Genomic DNA, 20,168 nt, shown 5'->3' on the forward strand with positions numbered 1-20,168 from the left:
CGGGTAAGTGAAATTGGTCATGGCACAGCAGATGTCACTCGGGAGCGCACACATGGAATTCACGATGCTTTCTGTTTCCCTGCCGCCGCAGCCCGTTCCGCTGTGTGTGGTCGCGCTGGCAATCCTGGCGGCCAGCACGGACATCGTCAGCCGCCGGATTCCGAACCTGCTGATCGTGCTGGGGCTTGTCTCGGCGCTCGCGGTCCAGATTGCGCTCCGGGGGGCCTTTTCAGGTTGCGCGGTCTGCCTGGGCGGCGCGGTCACCGGCTTCGCTCTTCTGCTGCCGTTCTATTTGCTACGCGGCATGGCGGCCGGCGACGTCAAGTTGCTGATGATGCTGGGTGCGTGGCTCGGAGCGGCGGCGACCGTCGATATCGCAGTGAACACCTTCATCATCGGCGGGGTGTGGTCGTTAGGGGTTGCCCTGGTGCGGGGGCAGTTGGTTCGCCTGATGGGAAACGTCGTAGCGCTGCTTGCGGGAGCGGGCCGCGCTGCACGCCTGGCAGGTGTCCCGGCAGGTGCGGTGCGGGAATCGGTTGGGTCGATTCCATATGGAGTCGCGATCGCCGCGGGCACCGTTGCAGTGCTGTTCACGATGGTGAGCTAAAGCGCTAGCCGGTGCCTGTGAAACGAAGGCCGGGCTTTCGCTCCATCGATTATTAATTGTTATGGAATGCTTACGGGGGATGTCATGAAAAACAGCCGCGCGTTCGCCATGCTCGCGATTGCTCTGCTGGCCGGTCTGGCCGCAGTTGTGTTCGCTTCTAAATGGTTGCTGCAAACGTCGTCGGGGGCCACGGTGCCCGTTGCCGTCGCATCCGACGATATCAATCTCGGTCAGCCGATCAATGAAACGATGATCAGAACGGTCAGCTGGCCAAAGGACAGTCTTCCGCCTGGCACATTCACAGCGCCGAAGGAACTCGACGGACGGGTGGTGCGCGCAAGCCTCACGCGTGGCGAGCCGGTGCTCGAGTCGAAGCTGGCGCCCGTGGGCACAAAAGGTGGCCTATCGGCTGTGATTGGCGACGGACATCGCGCGATCACGGTTCGCGTGAATGACGTCGTGGGCGTCGCGGGCTTCGCGTTGCCGGGCAACTACGTCGACGTGATCGTCAACACGCAGGAGCCTGAGAAGAAAGCCGATACCCAGCAGCAGAGCATCTCGAAAATCGTGCTGGAAAAAATTCTGGTGCTGGCCGTCGCGCAGCAGGTGAATCGCGACGATACCGCACCCAAGGTTGTGAACGCGGTGACCCTGGAGGTGACGCCCGAGCAGGCGGAGAAGCTCGATCTGGCGCGCAGCGTGGGCACGCTCTCACTCGTGCTGCGCAACCAGGTGGACGACAACAAGCTCGCGACCGACGGCGCGACCAAGCAGACGTTGCTCGGTGGTCCGCTGCCGCCACCCGTGCCGCTGCCGGAACCGGCTCACCCGGTGCGCGTGAAGTACGCCGAGCACGCGCCAGTCAAGCGCAACTGTATCGGGGTGCTTTCTGGCGTGACCGGCAGTCAGGAGTGTTTCTGAAATAAAGCAGAACGGCAGCCTGAACCCGGCGATGACCTTCCGGGTAGAGGGCGCGTGAGCGGCGTAGCCGCCGCTATTAAAACGCAGATAAGTACGGGGTATAACGATATGGATACCAAAGTAAACGTGGGGTCCACGGGGGCCTGCAACGGCGTTCGTCCGTGGCGTGTCGCAACGCTTGCCTGGGTATGCGCCGGGTTGATGAGTTCGACACCGGGCTGGGCACAGCAGTCAAACGGGAACGCAGGGCAGGACAAGTCTGCCGCAAGCGCTGCGGTTCCCATGGGCAAGGGTCCCATGCAGATGACCATCAGCATGGGCCCGACGCAAGGCAGCAGCGCGCCGCCCAAAGCCGTGGCGGGACCGCTGCGCGGACCGAACTGCGTGGGGGTCATCCGCAACGAAAGCAGCGTGGTCGTGCCGCTTGGCAAGTCAACGCTCGTGCCGATTGACGAGCCGGTGCGCAACCGTACGCTCGGCAACCCGGAGGTCGCCCAGGCGACCATGGTTTCGCCCCAAACGCTCTACGTCGTCGGCCAGGCGGTCGGGACCACCAACATGATCATTCAGGGCAAGAGCGGTGCATGCCAGGTGATCGATGTGATCGTCAGCGCGGACTCCGGTGGCCTCCAGGCCGCGCTCGCGCAACTCATGCCACAGGAGCGTGACATCCGCGTTTCGACGGCGGCTGACAACATCGTGCTCGCCGGCCATGTGTCGAGCGCGCAGGCTGCCCAGCAGGCCGTGGAAATTGCCCAGGTCTTCGGCGTGAGCGGTCAGAGCAACAACGGAGCGCACACGGGCGGCGTCATCAACATGCTTGGCGTCGATTCGCCGCAGCAGGTCATGCTCGAAGTGAAGGTCGCCGAGGTCGACAAGACGCTGATCGACCAACTCGGCTCGGCGGTCAATATCCAGGGCGGCTTCGGGTCCTGGACCGGCGCGCTCGTGAGCAATCTGCTTGCAGGCGTCTCGAGTGCGTTCGGTTTCTCGAAGGCGAACAACCTCCCGCTCAAGTTCGCCATCGACGCGCAAAAGACCGACAACCTCGTGAAGATCCTCGCGGAGCCTAACCTCGTCACCATCAGCGGTCAGGAAGCCACCTTCCTCGCTGGCGGCAAGATTTTCATCCCCGTGCCGCAAAGCGGTGGCGGCACGTCCGCCACGGCGATCACGCTGCAGGAGGAAGAGTTCGGCGTGGGCCTCAAGTTCACGCCGACGGTGCTCAACGGCGGGCGCATCAACCTGAAGGTCGCGCCGGAAGTCTCGGAGCTTTCGCCCACGGGCGTCACGCTCAGCGCGTCGAACGTCAGCGGCGTGAGCATCCTGCCGCTCATCACGACGCGGCGTGCTTCCACCACTGTCCAGATGCACGATGGCGAGTCGTTCGCGATCGGCGGGCTCATCAGCAACAACATTACTGGCTCGCTCAAGGCAGTGCCAGGCCTCGGTGAGGTTCCGGTGCTGGGGGCGTTGCTCAGGAGCACCTCGTTCCAGCAGGACCGCTCGGAGCTGATCTTCATCATCACGCCGCACCTCGTGAAGCCTGTGGCCGATGTCGCGCAACTCCAGATGCCCACGGACAGCTTCTCGCAGGTCCATGAAGCCGACGTGTACGCAACGGGCAACATGGAAGGCCGCGCCCATCGCAACCAGGGACGTTTTGCGCCGCCGCAGCCCGCTGGCACGCAGGCCGTACCGGCTGAACCCGCACCTGGCGCCGCGCCGGGCACGCCGGCCGTCCCGGCCGAACCGCAGACGCCGGCTGCGCTTCCCGCGCCGCAGGTCTCTTCCCGGCGCGAGGAGTCGCCGGCACCGGCAGCGCCGCCCGCTGAAGCGCTCGCGCAATCCGTACCCACTCAGCAGGTGAACGCGCAGGCCCTTGTGCCACCGCCAGGTGAAGACAACGCGGCGCGCGCGCTGCGAATCGAGCGCGAGGCAGCACGGATCGCGTCGAACGAAACCCCCGCTCATTGACCAGGCGATCAGGAGGCCAAAATGAAACTCGAAAACTTTGCATTCGTTCGCCGGTTCCTGTTGATTGCGCCGCTGGGCGCGGCGCTCGGTGGCTGCATGACGAGCTCACCGATCTGGGAGGCGCATTTCGGGCAAGCCGTGCGGCACTCGATGCAGGCGCAAATCATCGACCCGGATGCGGGCATGCACGGCGCCTCGCAGCCGGGCGTGGACGGCAAGTCAGCCGTGTCGGCGATGGGCCTCTACGACAAGTCGTTCCAGCAGCCGCCGGTATCGTCGAACCCATACACGATTGGCGTGAGCGGCGGTGGCGGTGCCCAATGAGCGGCGTCACGCACAACTGGCCAGAGGATAGAACAACAGCGGGGACATACGATCATGATCGACATACTCATTACCTCGACGGACGCAGAGCGGCTTGCGCAGATCATGCGCACGATCGCGGGCTGCGGCCCCTACCGCACAACGCGTAGCGTAGGCACGCCGTTCGATCTCGTCGAGCGCGGCGACACGCTCGCTGCCTTCGACGTCCTGATCGTCGATGCGCGAGGGTTGCAGGAGGCGCAGTTACCTTCCGTGAGCGAGCTGTGCCGTCGTTGCGAACGGCTCACGTGCATTCTGCTGATTCCCGAGGCGTCGCCTGAGGAACTCATTGCGGCAATGCGCGCGGGCTTTCGCGACGTGGTCACGGGGCAGCCGGACGGCCGCACCATAGGCGAAGCCCTGCAACGTGCGATGGGTCAGCGTGCGCATGGGAGCACGCGTGCGTCGCGCATCGTGTCGTTCATGTCGTGCAAGGGCGGCGTGGGCACGAGCTTCATTGCAGCGAACGTGGCGCACATCGTCTCGCAGACGCACGACAGCCGCGTGTTGCTGATCGACCTGAACCAGCTCTATGCGGACGCGGCGTTCCTCGTGACAGCGCAGACGCCGCCCTCGACGCTTCCGCAGTTGTGTGCCGAAGTCGACCGCATGGACGTGGCGCTCTTCGAAGCGAGTGTGATGCATGCTGCCGGGAACTTCGACATCCTGGCGGGCGCGGGCGATCCGATCAAGGCGAGCGAGATGCGCCAGGACAGGCTCGAGTGGGTGCTCGGCGTCGCCGCGCCCCGTTACGACTGCGTGATCCTCGATCTCGGCCAGACGATCAATCCGCTCTCCATGCTCGCGCTCGACCGCAGTGACGAGATTCACATCGTCCTGCAGTCGAGCATGCCGCATCTTCAGGCGGGCCGCCGCCTGCAGGAGATCTTGCAATCGCTCGGCTACGGACCGGAGCGCATGCGCCTGCTTCTGAACCGGCAGACGCGTCACGGCGAGCGCGTGCGCGAGGCCGCCGACACCGTGCTTGGCATGAAGCCGTTCCTCGTCATTCCCGAAGACGCGCGCGCCGTTGCCGAAGCCGTCAATCAGGGTGTGCCGATCGCCACGGCGGCGCCCGGCAGCGCCGTGACGCGCAGCCTGCGCACGCTCGCGGCGAGCGTCGCGAGCGCGAACACCACAAACGCGGCGGCGCGAGGCAAAGGCGACTCCCTGTTCGCGCGCATGCTCGGCCGCCAGGCGCCGGCCAAACTCGGTTTGATGTAAAGGAGAAAAGTCATGTCCCTTCGCGAGCAGATCTTTGCGCAGCGCCTCGAGCCGACGATCGTCGAGCGCACCGATACGGGCGGCGCTGCTGCGGCAGCCGCCGCGCCGCAGTCCAGGGTGAAGACCGAGGCATACCAGAAGCTGAAGTACGACACGCATCATGCGGTGCTCGAACGGGTGGAACTCGAGCGCCTCTCACGCATGCCCCAGGAGCAGATTCGCAGCGAGATCAACGCGCTCGTGGGCCGCATACTCGAAGAGCAGAAGGCGCTTGCGAACGACCTCGAGCGCAAGCAGCTGGCCATCGACGTGTACGACGAGATGTTCGGCTTTGGTCCGCTCGAGCCGTTGCTGCGCGACCCCACTGTCTCGGACATTCTCGTGAACACGTGGTGCCAGACTTACGTGGAGCGCCGCGGCAAGCTCGAACTCACCGATGTCAACTTCTACGACGACGCCCATCTCATGAAGGTGATCGAGAAGATCGTCTCGCGGGTGGGGCGGCGCATCGATGAATCGAGCCCGATGGTGGACGCGCGCCTGCCCGACGGCTCGCGCGTGAACGCCATCATCCCGCCTTCGGCCGTGGACGGGCCGCTCGTATCGATCCGGCGGTTTTCGGTCACGCCTCTGCAGGTCGCGGATCTGGTCGAACTGCAAACGCTCACGCCGCCCATGGCCCAGGTGCTCGAAGGCCTCGCGCGCGCCAAGGTCAACATTCTCGTCTCGGGGGGGACGGGCAGCGGCAAGACGACCATGCTCAACGTGCTCTCGGGCTTTATTCCGAACGACGAGCGCATTGTGACGATCGAGGATGCCGCCGAACTTCAACTGCGCCAGGATCACGTGCTGCGACTCGAGACGCGTCCGCCGAACATCGAAGGCAAAGGCGAGATCAATCAGCGCGCGCTCGTGCGCAACGCGCTGCGGATGCGCCCCGACCGCATCATCCTCGGCGAAGTGCGGGGTGCGGAAGCACTCGACATGCTCAACGCGATGAACACCGGCCACGAAGGCTCGCTCGCGACGATCCACGCCAACACGCCGCGCGATGCGCTCACGCGGCTCGAGAACATGATCAGCCTCGGTGGCCTCTCCTTGCCGCCGCGCACGATGCGCCACCAGATTGCGTCCGCGATCTCGGTGGTTGTGCAGGCGGCGCGATTGACCGACGGTCGCCGCAAGATCGTGAGCATTTCGGAGTTGACCGGCATGGAAGGCGACATCATCAACATGCAGGAAATCTTCACGTTCAAGCGCACGGGCATGGATTCGAATGGCAATGTGCGTGGCCACTTTTGTGCGACGGGTGTGCGGCCGAAATTCTGTGAGCGATTCGCGGCGTTTGGCGTGAACCTGCCGGAGCAGATCTTCGATCCGGGCCGGCGTTACGACACGGTCTGATAACTACGACGTTCATCCGGGGGAGCGTGACATGAGTACAACCTTCATTCTGGCAATCCTGCTGCTCTTCGTGGCGGTGGTGCTTGCCAGCCAGGGCGCGTGGGAATGGTGGAACAGCCGGCATGGCGCCGTTGCGCGCCGCCTCGAATCGCGAATCGAGGCCGTGGCGACGGGTGGCGTGGGGCGCAAGGAGGCGATGTCCATCCTCAAGTCGCGCAAGCTCGATGGGTCAAGGTTCGTCGATCGCATGCTGCTGCTCATGCCGGGCACCCGATCGTTCGAGGCCTGGGTGCAGCAGTCGGGCATCAGTTGGACGGCTTCACGCGTTATCGCAATGTGCGCGCTCATGCCGGTTCTCGTGATCGTAGCGGGCATGTTCATCCGTATGCCGCTCGCCGTGCTGGCGACTGTTGCGGTGGCGTCTCCGCTGCTGCCGGTGATGTACGTGCGTCATCGGCGCACGAAGCGGATGCGGCGCTTCCAGAAGCAGTTGCCGGATGCCTGCGACATGCTGGCGCGCGCGTTGCGCTCGGGTCATGCGCTCTCGGGCGCAATCGACCTGGTCGGCACCGAGTTCGCCGATCCGATGGGCGCCGAGTTCCGCACCACGTTCGACGAGATCAACTATGGCGTGTCGCTCAACGAGGCGTTGACGGGCCTGGCGCAGCGTATGCCCGTGGGGGATCTGCGTTACCTCGTCATCGCCGTGCTGATCCAGCGGGAGACAGGCGGAAACCTCGCCGAGCTGCTCGACGGCATTGCGGGCCTCGTGCGAGAGCGTTTCAAACTGTTCGACAAGGTGCGCGTGCTTGCCGCGGAGGGGGTCCTTTCGGCGCGGGTGCTGGGTCTGCTGCCGGTCGTCACCGGCGGGGCCATCTCCTTCGTGAATCCAGACTTTCTCGAAGTGCTGTGGCACGACCCGGCAGGCGTGCTGATGCTCGAAGCCGGCACCGTGCTGCTGCTGGCCGGCATGTTCTGGGGGCGGCGCATCGTACGCATTCGCGTCTGAAGACGCCACGCCCTGCGCGATCAAAAAAATTGAAAGGGGGAGCCATGTTAGCGCTCGATTCGACGCGGTTGCTGTTGCTGATCTGTTTGTTTGCCTGCGTATTCGGACTGTCGTTGGCCGGCATGTATGTCCTTGCACCCAGAACCATGCGCCGGCGCATCGAACAGGCGGGTGGCGGCCGCAGCACGCCTGTTCCCGGTGCGCAGCCGGATGGGACCAACGAGGCCTGGTACGAAAAGCTCGTGCAGATTTCCGAGCCGCTTTCCCGGCTCTCGGCGCCAAAGGAGGGGTGGGAGGTCTCGGCGCTGCGCGTGCGGCTGATGAATGCGGGCTGGCGTTCGCCGGGCGCCGTGGCGATCTTCTTCGGCACCCGCACGGTGCTGGCACTGCTGCTGCCTACGCTTGCGTCCATGTGGTTGATTAGCGGCGGGGCGGCGAGTTCGGTCACGCGGTTTGCAGTGGTTCTCGTGACGCTCGTGGCGTTCGGTTATTACCTGCCGGCTCTGATGCTCGCGCGCTTCGTCGCGCGCCGCAAGCGGGCGATCTTCGAGGACTTTCCGGACGCCATCGATCTGCTGACGGTCTGCATCGAGGCGGGCCTCGGTCTCGATGCAGCGTTGATGCGCGTAGCGGAGGAGATCCGATTGCGCAGCGCGGTGGTCGCCGATGAACTGGAGCTCACGCTGCTGGAAATGCGCTCGGGTTACGCGAAGGAAAAGGCGTTGCGCAACCTTGCCATGCGCACGGGTGTGGAAGATGTCGACTCCTTCTGCACGATGCTCATCCAGGCAGAGCGTTTCGGGACGAGCATCGGCGATTCGCTGCGCGTGCTCTCGGATACGCTGCGCACGCGCCGTCGCATGCTGGCAGAGGAAAAGGCCGCGAAGATCGCGCTCAAGCTGCTGTTTCCGCTGATGTTCTGCATTTTTCCGGCGCTGATGGTGGTGCTGATGGGGCCGGCGATGCTGCACATCTATCGGACGATGCTGCCGACCATGAACGGCGGCTAGCGGGTTGCAGGACCGGGTGACGAAAACAGAGCAAGCCCTGTATGGGCGATTCGATCGGGGGACGTATGGAAACTGCAAAGACCGGCGCGCAATCACTTCCGTCACGCGCGGGACAGGGAAAAAGGGGCGCAGCGAGCGCAAGGCGAGGGCGTGGCCGGCGCACACAGCGCGGCGTGGCTGCGGTGGAGTTTGCTCTCGTGCTGCCGGTGCTGCTGATCTTGCTGTTCGGCATCATCGAAATGGGCCTGTTCCTTTACGACAAGGCCGTGATTACCAACGCCAGCCGGGAAGGCGCCCGCGCCGGAGTCGTGCTGAAAAACCCGAAGCTAACCCCAAACGATATCCAGACTGTCGTAAGTAGCTACACATCGAGCTACCTGCTGACGTTTGGACAGCAAAATACGCCGGTGGTCCAAGCGTATGGTACCGGCGGCAATTTTGGTACGCCGCTCACCGTGATCGTCACCTATCAGTACAACGGACTGGGTTTGGGAAAGTTGGTGGATCCCATCGCGGGCGCGATTACGCTGTCCGCTACCACCGTCATGAACAATGAATAAAGGGGGCAATCATGCGAACGGGGAGCAGGAAGAAGCAGAAAGGGGCTGTGGCCGTTACGGTCGCGGTGTTCATGGTCTTGCTGCTGGGAACCGCAACGCTGGCCGCGGACATCGGCAATTTGATGGTCGCTCGGGACGAACTCCAGAATGCGGCTGATGCGGCCGCGATGGCAGGCGCGGGATGTTTGTACAAGCGAACGGGATGTAACAACACCACCGCAACTGAACCAACCTGGACTGATGCGCAGACGGCGGCAGCGAATTTCGCTGTGCCTGCGTCATCAGCGCAGGCAACAAATCTGGTTCAGAACGCTCGTTTGCAGGTGGTCTCGACTGCATCGGGTTATTGGAATGTCACTGGCACGCCAGCTGGTCTACAAGCGCCTGGAACCTTCACGCCCGGCTCCAACGACATGCCTGCCATTCAAGTGTCCATTGCCAAGGACGGGTCGAATGCAAACGGCGGAGTCCTCACAATATTGGGGGGGTACTTCGGCGTGAGTATTTTGAAGGCTAGCGCTGTCGCTACCGCTGTCGTTTCCCGGCCCGGTTATGTCGGTAAAGCTGGGTTGTTCCCGATCGCAATTCCTCAGTGCATGTACAACAACTACTGGAATTCGAGCACAAACTCGCCCGTGACCTACCAGGGCACTGCAATCCCGGGGCAGACGGAGCCGCAGACAATGGGGCAGCCGTATGTGTTCGACATGATGTCGACCTACCACACGGACAAGTGTAGTCAGACTGCCCAGTGGACCTCATTCAACATTCAAAGCGCCCAAAGTGCGAGCGCGACCAGAGATTTGATCACCTCCGGGAATCAGGTGCCGTTAGGCATTGGAGACCAGACCTTTATTCAGAGTGGCACGAAAGATACGCTCTTTCAGGCCACACAGGCATGTAGCGAACCGCCTAACGGGAATGGAGACTGTGCATATGTGACGGTGGCAGTGGTCGATTCGGTGGCCAATCCGGGGCAAAACCAGACCATTCAGGCGTTTGCCTGTTTGCACATCATTAACGAAGTCGGCAACGGGTCGAATGCGCACATTGTTGCGCAGATGAGTGCGGATCAAAGTAAGTGTCAAGCCGCCAATTCGGGCGGGGTTGGGCCGAACTACGGCGCGATCACACCACCGAGACTGGTCCAGTAAGCAGGTTTAGCCGCCGGAGAGCGCACGCATGTTACGGGCCGTGAGCGCCTCCGAGTCATTTTTCCGGCACGGCGGTTTTGGTCCTCTTTGCCGCCTTCCGGGCGCCGATTCCACGACTCATGTCCGCACTTTCCACCCGCTTTTTCGCTTAACTTCGCCCGGCGCGCTAAAATTGCGGACCTTTTAACCTGTCCGCCTATTTCTGCCTTGAGCGTGCAAAAGATCCTCATCGTGCGCGTGTCGTCGCTTGGCGACGTCGTCCACAACATGCCCGCCATCGCCGATATCCGGCGCCGGTACCCCGACGCACAGATCGACTGGCTCGTCGAAGAGGGCTTCCAGTCGCTCGTCGAACTCGTGAACGGCGTGCGCCGGGCGATCCCGTTTTCGCTGCGCCGCTGGCGCAAAGGCCTCTTATCGGGTGCCAACTGGCGTGAGATCAGTGCTTTCCGGCGCGCGCTCGCGGCCGAGAAGTACGACCTCGTGATCGATTGCCAGGGGCTCATCAAGACGGCCTGGGTGGCGAGCTGGGCGCGCGGTCCGCTGGTTGGCCTCGGCAATCGTACGGACGGCGCGGGCTACGAATGGCCGGTGCGCTTCTTCTACGACCGATCGATTCGCATCGAGCCGCGCACGCACGTGGTCGAGCGCACGCGGCAACTGGTCGCGGGCGCGCTCGAACTCGCGCCGCCGTCCGCTACCGACGACATCGACTTCGGCCTCGACACCTATCGCGCCGCGCAGGCGCTCGCGGGTGTCGGGCTGAACCTGCCGGTGCCCTATGTGGTCTTCGTGCACGCCACATCGCGCGCCGACAAGCAGTGGCCTGACCAGAACTGGATCGAACTGGGTCAGGCGCTCGTGCGGCGCGGCGCGTCACTCGTGCTCCCGTGGGGCAGCGAGGCCGAGCGCGTGACGAGCGAGCGCCTCGCCCGCGAATTCGGCGAAGCGGCGATCGTGCCGCCGAAGCTTCCGCTGCCCGCCGTGGTCGGCCTGATCGATGGCGCGGCGGCCACGGTGGGCGTGGACACGGGTCTCGTCCACATCGCGGCGGCGCTGAAGCGCCCGACCGTCGAGTTGTACAATTTCGCGACCGCCTGGCGCACGGGCGGCTACTGGTCGCCGAACGTCGTCAATCTGGGCACGGCAGGCCAGCCGCCAACGCTCGCGCAGGTGAAGGGCGCGCTGGCGGGCTTCGGGCTGCTGTAGCGGCGCGCCGCCGCAGCGCGGGCGCCAGGCAGACTGCGGCGCGTCAAGGCGCACCCCGGAGGCTGCGGGTATAAGAATCGGCGCGCGCGACGGTGCACGAACGTGCACAAGCGAGCGCTAGGGCTTGGCCGGCATGGGCCTACACCGCCAGGCAATCAGATCCATCGCTTCCAGGGGGCGACCATGAACGAATCCCAGATCATCGAAATCACTTCCGCCGACTGGCGCGGCCAGCAGCTCTCGCAACCGCGCGAGACGCTGCTCGACGCCGTCGAGCAGGGCAAGGTGCTGTATTTTCCGAATCTGGCCTTTGCGATCGAAGGCGGCGAGCGTGCGCTGCTCGACCCCGCGATCGCCGATCCCAAGCGCAAGAACATCAGTCTCGACCCGAACGGCGGCGCGCTGCACGGCGTGCTCGGCGACACCGTCACGCAGTCGGCCGTGCGTGCGTTGATCGCGCGCTACCAGGCATGCGCGCGCACGCTAGTCGACGGTCTCTTTCCCGAGTACACCGGCAAGCTGCGCGTGGCGCCCACGAGCCTGCGTCTGCATCAGGTGGAAACGCGTGAGACCTCATGGCGCAAGGACGATTCGCGTCTGCACGTCGATGCGTTTCCTTCGCGCCCGAACTACGGCGAGCGCATCTTGCGCGTGTTCACCAACGTCAACCCGAACGGAGTGCCGCGCGTGTGGCGCGTGGGTGAGCCGTTCGAGGACATGGCCAAGCGTTTCCTGCCGAACATCAAGCCGCAGTTTCCAGGCTCGGCGTGGCTGCAGAATCTGCTGCACATCACGAAGTCGCCGCGCAGCGAGTACGACCATCTGATGCTCAACCTCCACGACGGCATGAAGGCCGATCTCGACTATCAGAAGGCGTGCCCGCAGGAGACCATCGGCTTTCCGCCGGGCAGCGTGTGGGTGTGTTTCTCCGATCACACCTCGCATGCCGTGATGTCCGGTCAGTTCATGATGGAGCAGACGTTTTTCCTGCCGGTGAAGGACATGGTGCATCCCGAATGGGCGCCGCTCGGCATTCTCGAACGCCTCAAGGGCAAGGAACTGGTTTGAATCCACGCGCGAAGAGCCTGCCGATCAACGTGCCAACCGACGCCTTCTGCCGCGCGGCCGCGGCATTCCGCATGACCCTGGCCGTCGCGGAGGCCCGATGCTGAGAGCGATCTATCGCGCGGCCTGGTGGCTCATTGCACCGCTCGCGGTGCTGCGGCTATTCATCCGCTCGCGCCGCGAGCGCGGCTATCGCGAGCATATTGGCGAGCGTTTCGGCTATTCGGCAGGGCGCTTGCCCGAGGACGACGCGCCGCTCATCTGGGTGCATGCCGTCTCCGTGGGCGAGACCCGCGCGGCGCAGCCGCTCGTCGACGCGCTGCTGGCGGCGCGACCTGACGCACGCGTGCTGCTCACGCACATGACGCCGGGCGGACGCGCCACCAGCGAGCAGCTCTTCGGCGATCGCGTGTTGCGCTGCTATGTGCCGTACGACATGCCGCACGCGGTGCGGCGCTTCCTGCGTGCATGGCGGCCGTCGCTCGGTCTCGTGATGGAAACCGAGGTCTGGCCCACACTCATCGACGAATGCAAGCACGCCGACGTGCCGCTCGTGCTCACCAACGCGCGCATGTCGGCGCGCTCGTTCAAGCGTGCGGCGAAGTTCGGCGCTGGCGCGCGCGAGGTGTTCGGCGGCTTCACGCGCGTACTTGCGCAAAGCCCCTCCGACGCGGAGCGCTTGACCGCGCTCGGTGCGCGCAACGTGGCGGTGCTCGGCAACCTCAAGTTCGACATGGCGAGCCCGCCGGCGCTGATCGCGCGTGGCCGCGACTGGCGTCGCGCGATCAGCGAGCGGCCGGTGTGGGTCGCGGCGAGCACGCGTGAAGGCGAAGAGGAGCTCGTGCTGCAGGCCTTCGCGGCGCTCAACGTACCGGATGCGCTGCTGATCCTCGTGCCGCGTCACCCTCAGCGCTTCGACGAAGTGGCGGCGCTAGTGGAACGCAAGAACTTCAAGCTCGAGCGTCGCTCGCGCTGGGCGCCGGCCGCCGCTGCCGCGGCTTCCGCGCATGAGGGCGTGCGCGTGTTGCCGCAGGACGTGAGCGTTCTGCTCGGCGATTCGATGGGGGAGATGGGCGCGTACTACGCTGCCGCCGACCTTGCGTTTATCGGCGGTAGTCTCTTGCCGCTCGGCGGGCAGAACTTGATCGAAGCGTGCGCCGTGGGCGTACCGGTGCTGATCGGGCCGCACGTGTTCAACTTCACGCAGGCTACCGCCGACGCTACAGCCGCGGGCGCGGCCCTGCAGGTTCAGGACCCCGCCGATCTCGCGCGCGCCTTGCACGAACTCTTCAACGACAGGCCGCGCCGGGTTGCGATGGGCGCGGCTGCGGCTGCGTTCGCATCGCGCCACCGCGGCGCGACGGCGCGCACGGTGGACGTTATACAGGCTCTCGTCTCAGATGTATGACTTCGTGCGTGGTGGCGCGTACTCCGCTCAATTCCACCGCGCGCGAAGCACCTCAATGATGTCTGCGCATCGCACAATTCATCGCAGCAGAACATCTCTCATGACATTCACCACGTCTTTTGGCTCGATGCTCGTCACATCAGTAGCCCCCGTCAGTGGAGAACATTTGAAAAAATTGTTCTCGACATATCGGGTTCGTGGGTCAATGTCGTCGCTAAACAAAGCGATGGTCGGCGTGCCGGCCGCGTGCGCGATATGCAGAAGTCCACCGTCCGCCCCGACAAATAGCCTGCTCTGGCCTATCAGGGAAAAGCATTCATGAATCTTCAATTTGCCAACCAATGAGGTCAGCTTCAAATTCCTGAATTTCATGGCGATCAGATCGTTTGCTTCCTTGAGTCCATTATCTGATCCGACCAGGACATACTCATAACGCGATAACCCCTCGTCGTCGTCAAGCCGAGCAAGAACGTCTGCCCACTTACCGTAGATTCGGTGGGATTCCCTGCCGCCGACAGAAATCGCCACTCTTCCGGCACCGCCCTCCATTGGAAAATCATCACACTTGGGCGCGTCGAGAACCAGGCGCGAATTTTTATACAGGGCCACATCATCGATCCCACATTTCAGAATCTTGTTGAACGAGTAGTAGCTGAACTGTATGTGATTGAAATTGCGCCCTGCATACCATCCAATCAGGCTCGTGAATCTGGACTGACTTGCATGCCGGACCTTCTCCTTTATTACACGAATCCCGAGCTTGTTCAGTATGACGAAATCGTACTCGCCGAAATCGACTTCACGAAAATCCGAATAGATCTTTGAAAAGAACCGGTCATGCCGAAAGAGCTCGACCAGGGATGGATCGAGCAGCACATCCAGCTTGTACGGGGTGCCGCCAATCAACGCCCGCCCGGAAAGATCCATCAACGCGTCGCCGATGTTGTTGACGCCGCTGTACATCAATAAAATGCGGGCGCCAGCACGCAAGTCCGCGGCTTCTGTGTACAGACCGAGTTGGCGGTTAAATGAAAGTATCGACCACTTATGCAGCTGCTTCTTCAGCAGCGAAATCTTCTTATAAAAAGAGAGATTCTCGACCTCATCCTGAATAATTTCCGGATGAGGAACGCTAAGGCTTTTATTTATAAAACCACGGACCGTTTCGACTTTCCTTTTTTCACTCTGCATGAGCTTGCCCGCAACATCCGTATCTTTTGACCGAATGACTATTATGCCACCGTGCGACTGGCGTACTCGCCGTCCATCAACGCTATCCTCGGGCGGCGCTCGAGGGTGAGCTTACTGCCGTGCGATGGATGAGTTCAGGCGTCCTTCCGCGCCGTCGGGACGAGTTGGTGCGCGACGTCCACACAGATGCGCCAGCGTTTTTCGCGTTCGGCGGCCGTCTGCGCGAAGACGTAGTCGTCTCGGGAGGACGAGCGCCTGCGAATCAGCGTGAACGGTTTCCGGGAAGTCGCACAGCACCATACTTGCGCCCCCCGGTGTCCAGCCACTCGTTGCGGCGATCAGTGCGTTGCGATGACACGGCAGGGAAGAGTCGATTTCGAACGTGACTCGTAGAACTTCGCTGCGCTGATCGGGCCGCACATGTTTGACTTCACGCAGGCAACCGGCGATGCCACCGCCGCGGCCTTTGTCTCGCGATATACAGTTCTGACCAAACTAACGACGATCGCAGCCCTGACTATCTACATTCGCTGTATCTAATAGGAAAACTAACTATAACAGCGTGATCGGTGGTTGGCGACGAGCATCGCGGCACCAATTAAAGAGCGATAGCACGGGAAGACTCCACTGGGGACCTACCGATAAAACGTCGGGCGACAGGGCCGAACAGGAGGGCTTGCCCGCGCAAACCACCGGCGCGTGAGTCTATCCGGCAGTCCTGACACCGGAAAAGTCACCGTCATTCTCACCGTGGGTGTTTGTTTGTTATCTGAAAGTTCGCTTATTGAAAGGGTCGAGTGCGGGCATGTGAAGGGTAGTTTATAGACGGATGAAGGGTGATGTAGAGACGCATGAAAGGGTTGAGCGATTGCGTAGCTTTGCGGGCAACGATGCGTACGTATGCGCACATACGCTCAAGCCCGAGCGCAGGTGTACTGGGTTCACGTGGTTGATTTGCGTTCGAGTCGCGTCTGCGTAAGGAACGCGTTGCTCAATCTCGGTATCGCAGGCGTGCGTCTCACCGATATGCAGTCATCGAAGGACCGTTCATGTCATCGACGATTACCCCGCAAGTGCTGCCGGTTCCGTCCGCGACGGAAATTCTCGGCAGTTCGCCGGAGCGAACTGCGATTCGCAGCGTAGCGGCGCACGAATATCGTCCCCACGTCGACGGATTGCGAGCGATCGCGGTGATGGGAGTGATTCTCTATCACGCATTCCCGAGGCGAATGGCAGGCGGATTTATCGGAGTCGACGTTTTTTTTGTCATCTCCGGATATCTCATTACCACCATCATCCTGTCCAATCTCGAGCGAGGAAAATTCAGTATTGCAGATTTTTACGGGAAGCGGATTCGTCGAATTTTCCCAGCGCTTCTACTTGTATTGCTCTTTTGCGCGTCTGCTGGATGGCTTGTGCTGTTGCGAGACGAGTACCGACAACTCGGGAAGCACATCGTCGGTGGGACCTCCTTTGTCCAGAACTTTGTTTTGTGGGGCGAGAGCGGCTACTTCGATAGCGGCCATGAGGCAAAACCCTTGTTGCACCTCTGGAGTCTGGCGGTCGAAGAGCAATACTACATATTCTGGCCGCTGCTCTTGAGCTATGCATGGATGCATCGCTGGCGATTCACGGTCATGAATGGCGCGATCATTGCCGTGTCCTTTGGCGTGAGCGTATGGCTTGCCTGGCGGGATCCCGTTGCTGCCTTTTACTCGCCCCTGTCCCGCTTCTGGGAACTCATGGTGGGCGGCTCGCTTGCCTATATCGCCCTGCATCGCTCGGATCTGATCGCCCGAAACGGCAACCTGCTCTGTGCGCTCGGAGTGGGTCTCTTGCTGTCGGGATTCCTGCTGACCAATCACGAGCGGGCGTTTCCAGGCTTCTGGGCATTGTTGCCGACGATGGGGACTTTCCTGGTCATCGCAGCAGGCTCAGGCGCGTGGATCAATCGCACGCTACTATCGAGTCGCCCCTTCGTGACTTGCGGGCTGATTAGCTACCCGCTTTATCTCTGGCATTGGCCGTTGTTGTCGTTCGCGCATATCGTCTGGCCGGAAAATGGGCACCTCACGAAGATCGCGGTGGTGTTGCTTTCAATCGTGCTGGCCTGGCTCACGCACCGCTTTGTGGAGAGGAAGATTCGCTGGCATCGCTCTGCGAATCGAACGGCGCTTCTGTTAGCTCTCGGCCTCGTGCTGATGCTGCTTGGCGGCGTGGCGATCAATGACGCGCTCATCACGCCCCGCTTCGACTCTGTCAACCTCGCAACGCGCACCGGGTGGGAGTTCCTCGCATCAAGGACGCCAGATGGGCAGGCTCGAGACGGCATCTATCCGTTGCACGAGGACCGCAAGTCCACGACGCTTTTTCTCGGGGATTCGCATGTCGCTCAGTATGCCGAACGAATCTACGATGATGAGGAGCACAACGCTTCACGAAACGGCGCCATCTTTGCTGTTGCTGCCGCTTGCCCACCGATACCGCACGTTTTCAAACATGATTTGCCGGTCGATTCAGAATGCGGGTCGGTGCGGCGCGAGGCGCTGGCGAAGGCTGCGAATAGCCGAATTACGACGGTTGTGATCGGCGGATACTGGAGTTACTACTTCAACCCCGTGGGCTATTACGTGGTCAGCGGCCAAAAGGAGTTGAGCCTGACCACGCTCGAAGGAAGAGCGGCAGCATTCGCCGAGCTTGATCGGGAAATCAGGGAATTGCAGGCGCAGCACAAAACGGTCTACGTGCTGCTCGACAATCCGATAGGTGACCCGTTTGATCCGCACGTATTCCTGGCGAGAATCGGGCGTTTCGACCCACGCCAGGCAGAGCAACGGGTGAAAATCGACGGCCTGCAACAGAGCGTCCGCAAGGAACTGATCGCGCTTGCCGAGCGCGATCATGCTTCGGTCATCGACCCCGACGCACGCCTGTGCGTGGATGAAGCGTGCATCCGCTTGACGGGAAAATCGGCACTCTATGTGGATAGATCACACCTGAACCCGGACTGGCTCGTGAAGCACGCCGACTACATCGATCCGTCAATCTGAGAGATCGGTGGTGTGTGTTCAAGCGCTTTCTGTGACCAGGAGGCCGCGCTTTTCGATGAAGGCGATCACCTCACCGAGCCCATCGAGCGCTTTCAGGTTGCACATCACGAAGGGCCGCTCGCCGCGCATTTTCTTCGCGTCGGAGGCCATGACGTCGAGGTTCGCGCCCACGAGCGGCGCAAGGTCGGTTTTGTTGATGACGAGCAGGTCCGACTTCGTGATGCCGGGCCCGCCCTTGCGCGGGATCTTTTCGCCGCCCGCCACGTCGATCACATAGATCGTGAGGTCCGACAACTCGGGGCTGAAAGTCGCCGCGAGATTGTCGCCGCCCGATTCGATGAAGACGATGTCCGCATCGGGAAAACGCGTGAGCATCTGGTCGACGGCTTCGAGGTTGATCGACGCGTCTTCGCGGATCGCCGTATGCGGGCAGCCGCCGGTTTCCACGCCCATGATGCGCTCGGCGGGCAGCGCGCCCGCCACGGTCAGCAGGCGCTGGTCTTCCTTCGTGTAGATGTCGTTGGTAATGGCGACGAGGTCATAGCGCTCGCGCATGGCCTTGCAGAGCATTTCGAGCAGGGTCGTCTTGCCGGAGCCGACCGGGCCGCCCACGCCGACGCGCAGCGGTGGCAGTTTCTTCGTTCGTTTGCTGGATGCGTGCGAATTCATGGTTCGTGTGTGAGATGCGGGATTCAGGAGCGGAATAGCCGCGAGTATTGCGATTCGTGGCGCGCGGAGAGGACGCCTAGTTGCGGCGCAAACGTGTTGAGCGCATCGGGTGGCGTCGCGAGCGCGCGCGCCACGGCTTTTTCGATTTCAGGCCGCAGCGCGACGATGATGCGCTGCCCCGCAAGCTGGCCGAGCGGCACCGCCTTGAGGGCGGCGGCCGTCTGATTCTCGATCCAGCTGAACGCGTAGGCGGCGAGCGCCGCTTCGGGCGCGGCCTCGTGCGCCCACGCGGCGAATGCGAAGGCCGTGGGTTGCGCGATGGGCGTCATGCGCTCCAATGTGGCGCGCCGATCCGCGTCGCCCCATTCGAGTTGTGCGCAGAGTTGACGCAGCGACCAGCCCATCTGCGCGGTTTCGCGTCGCAGTTCCGCCGATTCGCGGCTCGCGATGAATTCCTCGTTCGCCACGATGAGCGCGTGCGCGTCATGCGTGCGCCAGCGTTCCATCTGGTGCGCTAAAAAGGGCAGTTCGCCGCAGGCGAGCACGTTCGCGAGGCCACCCGCTACCCAATGCGCGGCTTCGTCGGCGTTCGTGACCAGTTGCGCATCGATTGCGGCTTCGAGTCCCTGCGAGTAGCTGAACGCGCCGATAGGCAGCGCCGGCGACGCGAGATGCAGCAGGGCAGTGAGCTCAGCGATGTTCATGGCTGTGGTCGTGCGCGTGGCCGTCGCAATGACCGTGATCGTGTCCGCAATCGTGGTCATGCGCGTGATCTTCGCCATGCGCGTGATTGTGCGTATGACCAGGCGCATGGTCGTGCGAATGCGCGTGACCGTGGTGCTCGTCATACACGCGTTGCGCGAGCGCGTAATCGTCGGCGAAGGTTTCGTCGTGGCCGTGGCGATGGCCGCCGCCGTATGCGCCCGATTCCGGCTGGAACGGCAACTGTACGCGCTCGACTTGCGCGCCCAGGCGCTTGAGCATGTCTTCGAGCACGGGGTCCGCTTCGAGCTTGAGTTCCTCCGCGCCCACTTCTACCGGCGTATGGCGATTACCGAGGTGATACGCGGCGCGCGTGAGCGTGAGGCGATCGGGTGCGCGTACGAGCAGTACGCTCTCGGGCGCCGCGATCACGCGCACGAGGCCGCCGTCGTCGGCCACGAGCATGTCGCCGTCGCGCAGCACGGTGCCGCGCGGCAGCACCACGCCCACTTCTTCGCCAGTGTCGAGCGTGGCCGCGAAGCGGCTCTTGCAGCGCGCGTCATACGGGAGCGTGAGCGTAGGCGCGCGCTGCATCAGCACCGGCGCGAGCTTCGCGTTGAGTCGTTTGTCGATCGTGCGCATGGC

18 protein-coding genes are annotated in these 20,168 nt (G+C 62.7%); 14 read left to right on the forward strand and 4 right to left on the reverse strand.

What is annotated here, in order from left to right:
- Nucleotides 1-64 precede the first annotated feature (64 nt).
- The 13 genes from L0U83_RS03345 to waaA all read left to right on the forward strand — a co-directional run bounded on the left by L0U83_RS03345 (nucleotide 65) and on the right by waaA (nucleotide 13,911).
- Entirely contained in the window at nucleotides 65-607 is a 543-nt protein-coding gene (locus L0U83_RS03345; RefSeq protein WP_233883678.1) for an A24 family peptidase, read from the forward strand.
- Nucleotides 608-691: 84 nt separating this feature from the next.
- Nucleotides 692-1,528, forward strand: coding sequence for a Flp pilus assembly protein CpaB (gene cpaB / locus L0U83_RS03350; protein ID WP_233880488.1), 837 nt, complete (start codon nucleotides 692-694; stop codon nucleotides 1,526-1,528).
- 108 nt (nucleotides 1,529-1,636) lie between these two features.
- Entirely contained in the window at nucleotides 1,637-3,505 is a 1,869-nt protein-coding gene (locus L0U83_RS03355) for a type II and III secretion system protein family protein (RefSeq protein ID WP_233880489.1), read from the forward strand.
- Between the two features lie 21 nt (nucleotides 3,506-3,526).
- Nucleotides 3,527-3,829 (forward strand): hypothetical protein, encoded by a 303-nt coding sequence (locus L0U83_RS03360; RefSeq protein WP_233880490.1) that lies wholly within the window; start codon nucleotides 3,527-3,529, stop codon nucleotides 3,827-3,829.
- A 54-nt stretch (nucleotides 3,830-3,883) separates the two neighbouring features.
- Nucleotides 3,884-5,092, forward strand: a complete 1,209-nt coding sequence (locus L0U83_RS03365; RefSeq protein ID WP_233880491.1) for a CpaE/TadZ family protein — start codon at nucleotides 3,884-3,886, stop codon at nucleotides 5,090-5,092.
- Between the two features lie 12 nt (nucleotides 5,093-5,104).
- Nucleotides 5,105-6,496, forward strand: a complete 1,392-nt coding sequence (locus L0U83_RS03370; RefSeq protein ID WP_233880492.1) for a TadA family conjugal transfer-associated ATPase — start codon at nucleotides 5,105-5,107, stop codon at nucleotides 6,494-6,496.
- A gap of 31 nt (nucleotides 6,497-6,527) precedes the next feature.
- The gene (locus L0U83_RS03375) at nucleotides 6,528-7,505 is read left to right on the forward strand and encodes a type II secretion system F family protein (protein ID WP_233880493.1); all 978 of its coding nucleotides are present in this window, start codon (nucleotides 6,528-6,530) and stop codon (nucleotides 7,503-7,505) included.
- 44 nt (nucleotides 7,506-7,549) lie between these two features.
- Nucleotides 7,550-8,515 carry a type II secretion system F family protein gene (locus tag L0U83_RS03380; RefSeq protein ID WP_233880494.1) on the forward strand — a complete coding sequence of 322 codons (966 nt, stop codon included), beginning with the start codon at nucleotides 7,550-7,552 and terminating at the stop codon, nucleotides 8,513-8,515.
- 41 nt (nucleotides 8,516-8,556) lie between these two features.
- Nucleotides 8,557-9,075 (forward strand): TadE/TadG family type IV pilus assembly protein, encoded by a 519-nt coding sequence (locus tag L0U83_RS03385; RefSeq protein WP_233880496.1) that lies wholly within the window; start codon nucleotides 8,557-8,559, stop codon nucleotides 9,073-9,075.
- 47 nt (nucleotides 9,076-9,122) lie between these two features.
- Nucleotides 9,123-10,229 carry a TadG family pilus assembly protein gene (locus L0U83_RS03390; protein ID WP_233880504.1) on the forward strand — a complete coding sequence of 369 codons (1,107 nt, stop codon included), beginning with the start codon at nucleotides 9,123-9,125 and terminating at the stop codon, nucleotides 10,227-10,229.
- A 207-nt stretch (nucleotides 10,230-10,436) separates the two neighbouring features.
- Nucleotides 10,437-11,438 (forward strand): lipopolysaccharide heptosyltransferase I, encoded by a 1,002-nt coding sequence (waaC, locus tag L0U83_RS03395; protein ID WP_233880510.1) that lies wholly within the window; start codon nucleotides 10,437-10,439, stop codon nucleotides 11,436-11,438.
- Between the two features lie 183 nt (nucleotides 11,439-11,621).
- Nucleotides 11,622-12,506 (forward strand): Kdo hydroxylase KdoO, encoded by an 885-nt coding sequence (gene kdoO, locus L0U83_RS03400; protein WP_233880514.1) that lies wholly within the window; start codon nucleotides 11,622-11,624, stop codon nucleotides 12,504-12,506.
- A gap of 97 nt (nucleotides 12,507-12,603) precedes the next feature.
- Nucleotides 12,604-13,911 (forward strand): lipid IV(A) 3-deoxy-D-manno-octulosonic acid transferase, encoded by a 1,308-nt coding sequence (gene waaA / locus L0U83_RS03405; protein ID WP_233880520.1) that lies wholly within the window; start codon nucleotides 12,604-12,606, stop codon nucleotides 13,909-13,911.
- 78 nt (nucleotides 13,912-13,989) lie between these two features.
- Here the strand turns inward: waaA and L0U83_RS03410 are convergent, their stop codons facing one another.
- Nucleotides 13,990-15,102: a glycosyltransferase family 9 protein gene (locus tag L0U83_RS03410; RefSeq protein ID WP_233880524.1), complete on the reverse strand. Its 1,113-nt coding sequence runs from the start codon at nucleotides 15,100-15,102 to the stop codon at nucleotides 13,990-13,992.
- A gap of 1,049 nt (nucleotides 15,103-16,151) precedes the next feature.
- Between L0U83_RS03410 and L0U83_RS03415 the strand changes: the two genes are divergently transcribed.
- Nucleotides 16,152-18,152 carry an acyltransferase family protein gene (locus L0U83_RS03415; protein ID WP_233880529.1) on the forward strand — a complete coding sequence of 667 codons (2,001 nt, stop codon included), beginning with the start codon at nucleotides 16,152-16,154 and terminating at the stop codon, nucleotides 18,150-18,152.
- A gap of 18 nt (nucleotides 18,153-18,170) precedes the next feature.
- On the opposite strand, the gene ureG is transcribed toward L0U83_RS03415, so the two are convergent.
- Genes ureG through ureE form a run of 3 tightly spaced genes read right to left on the reverse strand, consistent with a single transcriptional unit; the run spans nucleotide 18,171 to nucleotide 20,165 of the window.
- Nucleotides 18,171-18,821, reverse strand: coding sequence for an urease accessory protein UreG (gene ureG, locus L0U83_RS03420; protein ID WP_233880539.1), 651 nt, complete (start codon nucleotides 18,819-18,821; stop codon nucleotides 18,171-18,173).
- A gap of 23 nt (nucleotides 18,822-18,844) precedes the next feature.
- Nucleotides 18,845-19,525 carry an urease accessory protein UreF gene (locus L0U83_RS03425; protein WP_233883680.1) on the reverse strand — a complete coding sequence of 227 codons (681 nt, stop codon included), beginning with the start codon at nucleotides 19,523-19,525 and terminating at the stop codon, nucleotides 18,845-18,847.
- Entirely contained in the window at nucleotides 19,512-20,165 is a 654-nt protein-coding gene (ureE, locus tag L0U83_RS03430; RefSeq protein WP_233880541.1) for an urease accessory protein UreE, read from the reverse strand. The genes L0U83_RS03425 and ureE overlap by 14 nt, the downstream gene beginning before the upstream one ends.
- Nucleotides 20,166-20,168: the final 3 nt, after the last annotated feature.

This window comes from Paraburkholderia flagellata (assembly GCF_021390645.1).
Lineage (GTDB): Bacteria > Pseudomonadota > Gammaproteobacteria > Burkholderiales > Burkholderiaceae > Paraburkholderia > Paraburkholderia flagellata.